Origin of the sequence: Streptomyces sp. 8N616 (genome assembly GCF_052246385.1) — a bacterium.
GTDB lineage: Bacteria > Actinomycetota > Actinomycetes > Streptomycetales > Streptomycetaceae > Streptomyces.
Map to the genome: position 1 here is coordinate 1 of NZ_JBQQBY010000076.1, position 5,136 is coordinate 5,136.

Annotated in this window: 3 protein-coding genes; 2 read left to right on the forward strand and 1 reads right to left on the reverse strand. The window is 71.8% G+C overall.

Annotated elements, in window-relative coordinates:
* Positions 1-125: 125 nt before the first annotated feature.
* Together ACTWQC_RS35560 and ACTWQC_RS35565 are read left to right on the forward strand one after the other, a co-directional pair.
* The gene (locus ACTWQC_RS35560) at positions 126-1,892 is read left to right on the forward strand and encodes an ABC transporter ATP-binding protein (RefSeq protein WP_443320005.1); all 1,767 of its coding nucleotides are present in this window, start codon (positions 126-128) and stop codon (positions 1,890-1,892) included.
* A gap of 5 nt (positions 1,893-1,897) precedes the next feature.
* A complete protein-coding gene (locus ACTWQC_RS35565; RefSeq protein WP_443320006.1) occupies positions 1,898-3,643 on the forward strand; it encodes an ATP-binding cassette domain-containing protein in 1,746 nt (581 codons plus the stop codon).
* A gap of 15 nt (positions 3,644-3,658) precedes the next feature.
* Here ACTWQC_RS35565 and ACTWQC_RS35570 read toward each other — a convergent pair whose 3' ends face one another.
* Entirely contained in the window at positions 3,659-4,246 is a 588-nt protein-coding gene (locus ACTWQC_RS35570) for a response regulator transcription factor (RefSeq protein WP_443320007.1), read from the reverse strand.
* Positions 4,247-5,136: the final 890 nt, after the last annotated feature.

Genomic DNA, 5,136 nt, shown 5'->3' on the forward strand with positions numbered 1-5,136 from the left:
CCCGGGGGTGCAAAAGGATTTCGGCTGGGGGGGAACTGGCGCCGTGGTCCCGGGAGAAAGATTTCGCCCGGGACCGCGGTGCGCCTGCCCCGCATCTCTCCAACGGAGGCGAGGACTGCACCCCTATGGCCCCGACCCCCCGCCCCGGAACGCCACGGAACGCCACCACGGAACTCATACCCCTCGCCCGTGCTTCAGGCACCCTGGCCGGTGCGGTACGGCACAATTCGGGCCGCACCTTCGCCGTCTTCCTGTTCAGCGCGGCATCTGCCGCCGCGGCCGTCGCCCTGCCTGCCACGCTCGGGCACACGCTCGACCTGCTGCTCGAAGAAGCCGCGGGGGTGGAGCGAGCCGTCGTGCTGTGCGCCGTGCTGGTCGCCGCCGAGGTTCTCTTCGACGCCCTGGAGGCGCTGGTCGGCGGCGCGACCAGCGCCCGCAGTACCGCCTGGCTGCGCCGCCGCGGAGCCGACCACCTCCTGTCCCTCGCGCCGCACCGTGCCGCCGACCGCTTCACCCCGGGCGACCTGGTGACCCGGCTGACCGGCAACGCCGCAGAGGCGGGCACCGCGCCCACCACGGCGGCCATCGGCCTGGCTTCGCTCCTCGTCCCGGTCGGCGGTCTGGTCTCCCTGGCGCTCATCGACCTCTGGCTGGCCGTTGTCTTCCTCGCGGGGATCCCCCTGCTGGCCCTGTTGCTGAGGGTCTTCGCCCGCGGGTCCTCCGACAGCATCTCCCAGTACCAGCGCGTGCAGGCGGACGTCGCCGGCCGCCTCCTCGAGGCCCTCGGCGGCGCCCGTACCGTCGCCGCCGCGGGGACTGCCGAGCGCGAACTCGCCCGCGTGCTGGCGCCGCTACCCGAACTGGGCGCGCAGGGGCGGCGCATGTGGCAGGTCTACGGACGCGCATCGGTCGGCAGCGGGATTCTGGTGCCCCTGCTGAGCACGGTGGTCCTCGCCGTCGGCGGGCTGCGGCTGGTCGGTGGAAGCCTGTCCGTGGGCGACTTGCTGGCAGCCGCCCGCTATGCCGCCCTCGCCGCCGGCCTGGGCGCGGTGGTCGGACAGCTCAACTCCCTCCTGCGCAGCGGCGCCGCGGCCCGCCGCATCGCCGAACTGCTCGCCCTTCCCGCCGTACGCCACGGGGCGCGTCCACTGCCCGCCGACGGTCCTGGGCGCGTCGAGCTGCGGGCGGTCACCCTCAGCCGGGGCGGCGCTCCTGTGCTGCGGGGGGTCGATCTGGTCGTGCCCGGGGGCACGACGATGGCCGTCGTCGGGCGCTCCGGCGCGGGCAAGTCCACTCTCGCCGCCGCCGCCGGACGGCTGGCCGACCCCGACGCGGGGGTGGTGCTACTGGACGGCGTACCGCTGACCGAGGCCGATCCGTCGGAGCTGCGCCGGGAGGTCGGGTTCGCCTTCGAACGGCCGGTCCTGTTCGGCGAAACGGTCGGCGCGGCCATCGGATTCGGACCGTACGAGCCCACCGTCTGCGAGATCGGGGCCGCGGCGCGGGCGGCGGGGGCCGACACCTTCGTCCGGCTCCTGCCCGGCGGGTACTCAGCGCCGCTCGCCGACGTCCCCCTGTCGGGCGGCGAACTGCAACGCCTCGGGCTGGCACGGGCCTTCGCCCACGCCGGCCGGTTGCTGATCCTCGACGACGCCACCTCCAGCCTCGACAGCGTCACCGAACTCCACGTCGGCCGGGCCCTCGTACACGACGTCCGGACGGGTACCCGGCTGCTGATCGCCCACCGCGCCTCCTCGGCGGCGCGTGCCGACCTGGTCGCATGGGTCGAGGACGGCCGCATCCGCAGGGTGGGCCCGCACGAACGCCTGTGGGAAGAGCCCGACTACCGGGCCGTGTTCGCAGACACCGGTCAGGACACGGGCGGGAGTTGATGACGATGACCGGCTCACGGCTCCTGCCGCAGGCCGTGCGCTTCCTCGGACGCCGCAAACGCGTGCTGCTGAAGCTCAGTGGCTGGTCCCTGCTCGAATCGGCCCACACCTTCCTCGGCGGTTACGCCGTGGCGATGGCGCTCGACCGGGGCTTTCTCGCCGGCCGCACCGGAACCGGCCTGGCGTGGCTGGCGGTGGCCGCGCTGGCCATCGTCATAGGTGGCCTGGCCACCGGCGGTGTCTTCCGAGGACTCGCCGACCTCGTCGAACCGCTGCGGGACGGCCTGGTACGCCGGGTGGTGACACGGTCGCTGGACCAGGCGTTGGCCGGACCGGCGTACGCCGCTGACAGCGCGGTGGTCTCCCGGCTGACCAACCAGACGGAGATTGCACGGGACAGCTTCGCGGGGCTGGTGCTCGTGGCCCGGTCCTTCGTCTTCACCTCAGCCGGGGCGCTTTTCGGGCTTGCGGCACTCGCTCCTGCACTGCTGGTCGTCGTGGCGCCACCGCTGCTGACGGGACTGCTGCTCTTTCTGGCCACGCTGGCGCCGATGGCCGCCCGACAACGCGACTTCCTCTGTGCCGACGAGGCTCTGTCGGCACAGTTCGGCTCGATGGCTCAGGGTCTGCGCGACGTGGTGGCGTGCGGCGCAGGGGCACCCATCGCGGCGCAAACGCAAGCGCTGATCGAGCAGGAAGCCAAGTCGGCACGGTCCCTCGCCCGGTGGGCGAGCGCCCGCTCCCTGGCACTCGGCATAGCCGGACACCTTCCGGTGGTGCTGCTCCTGGTCGCCGCACCCTGGCTGCTGCGTCAGGGCGTCACGGCGGGCGCCCTGCTCGGCGCGCTGACGTATCTGACCCAGGCCCTGCTGCCCGCTCTGCACAACCTGATGAACGCGCTTGGCGCGGCCGGCACCAGGCTGCTCGTGGTCCTCGGCCGGCTGTCCCCCGGGCCGGACCCCCGCCCGATCGTCCCGGTGCCCGCGGGCAACCCCGAGCGGCCGGCGCAGGCACCGGGACGCCCCGACGCACCGCGGGTCGAACTGCGTGCGGTGACGTTCGCCTACGGTCCGGCGGCACAACCCGTGCTGCGCGGACTCAACCTGACGATCGAGCCCGGCGAGCACCTCACCGTGGTGGGGCCCAGCGGGATCGGCAAGTCCACGCTGACCTGTCTGCTGGCCGGCCTGCTCGAACCGGACAAGGGCGAGGTACGGCTCCACGACCGGCCGGCGCACACGCACGCCCTGGACGACCCCTCCCGGCTGCGCGTGCTCATCCCGCAGCAGGCCTACGTCTTCACCGGCAGCCTGTACGAGAACCTGCTCTACCTGTGCCCGGACGGAGCTTCGCGGTCGGCGGTGGATGCCTCGTCGGAAGCGGTCGGCCTCGGCCCCCTGGTGCGCAGGCTCGGCGGGTTCGACGCGCATGTCGATCCCGCGGCCCTGTCGCAGGGCGAAAGGCAGCTCATCGCGCTCGGCCGGGCGCATCTCTCTCCCGCGCCGCTCGTCATCCTGGACGAGGCCACCTGCCACCTCGATCCGGCGGCCGAGACCCGGGCAGAACTGGCCTTCGCCCTGCGGCCCGGGACGCTGATCGTGGTTGCCCACCGGATCAGTTCGGCTCGGCGCGCCGACCGGATCCTGGTGCTCGACGGCCTCAACGCCACCTGTGGGAATCATCAGGAGCTGCTCGACCACTCGTCGCTCTACCGTGACCTGGTGGGACGCTGGCACACCGAGAAGGTCTGAGACGGCCCGCCCCGTCTACACCCAACCCGCCCCGTACGAAATACGGACGACGTCAGTCCAGTTACGGGCGTTGGTCTTGCGGATGATTGCGGACATGTAGTTCCGCACAGTCCCCTTGCTCAGTTGCAGAGTGCTGGCCGTCTCAGGGACGGAAGCGCCGTCCGAAGCGAGTGCCAGCACACTCAATTCACGGGGAGTCAGTGACATGTCGGCAGCCTGGACAAGGTCCGCGGCGAGCGAGGCGTCGACGTACCGCTTCCCCGCTGCCACAAGCCTGATCGCGTTCAGCAACAGGGTCGGCGACGCGTCCTTGTTCACGAAGCCCAGAGCCTTGGCCTGGGCGGCACGCCGCAGAACTCCGGGCCTGCACGAGGTGGCCAGGACGAGCAGCTCGCATCTCTGCCCGGTGGGATGGGCCGGTAATCGCGAGGACCCCGGACAGTCCGCGTCCACAACGCAGAGGTCGGGCCGTAACGAGCGAGCCTGGCTCGGTGCCTTCTCCCAAGAGGCGGCTGACACCTCGATGTCGTCCGCATGTTCCAGCAGCGCGGTCAGGGCCGATCGCATCAACCATATGTCGTGCACCAAGAGCACCCGGGTCACGTTCGCCTCACTTCGACAAGAAGTACCGAAACCTACGCCGCGCACGCCCATCCCTACCCGGCTCGGATGGCGCGATGGCTCGGCTTTCGGCCAGCTGCAGGTTGTCCCCTGTCCGAGCGGCGAGACTGGCCGCCACGGGGCGAGGTCGACTTCCCCTGCTGCCTGGGGCTTCCCTCGCGTGGCCGGACTCGACGGGCCGCTCAGGGGGCAAGGCACCGCGTCCGGTCTCCGGCTGGTCTTCCATGCGGCCGTCGACGGAGTCCAGGTGGCTGCCACCAGCGCCGACGTGCTCGGCACCGAGCCGGACGGGGAGCCGCCGGCCGGCCGGCGGCTGTGGCCGGTCCCCGCTGGTGGACACCGCCTAACCGACGCAGTCACTCGCCGACGGCGCGTCCAGGTGCCCGCCAGGGCGCCGCCCCCGCTCCCTTGCAGCCGCAACAACCGCTCTGGCCCTGCTACGGGTGTCTCAAGCGGCCCGCCCTGCCCGAGGGCGGAAGGGCCCAGGACGCCGAGTCGGCGGCGCTCGCGCCCCATCCGTGCTCGCGCGCGGCGCAGCGACGGCGGGTGCGAGGCCTGGCTCCGCAGTTGACTGCCTCGCCGGACCGCCTTGAACAGCCGTGGCTGGGCCAAGGCGCGGCACCCGCTGGTGGATCTCTTCAGCCTGGCGTTCGTGGCGGCGGTGCAGACCGGCTACGAGAAGGTCTGGGAGCGCTGAAACGGCGATGATGAGATGAAGCCCCGGAGATGGTCACCTTGAGTTCTAGTGGTCGTTGCAACACCCCAGCTCAAGGGGTGCGATGGACTTCGAGATCCGGCAGGACCGGACGGTCGCGCAGGGGCGCAAGAGGCTGATCCGCGAGCGGGAGCAATACTTCCGCTTCGTGAGTCAG

Coding starts and splice junctions, on each gene's coding strand:
- ACTWQC_RS35560 (WP_443320005.1), top strand. CDS start 126: ATGGCCCCGACCCCCCGCCCCGGAACGCCACGGAACGCCACCACGGAA.
- ACTWQC_RS35565 (WP_443320006.1), top strand. CDS start 1,898: ATGACCGGCTCACGGCTCCTGCCGCAGGCCGTGCGCTTCCTCGGACGC.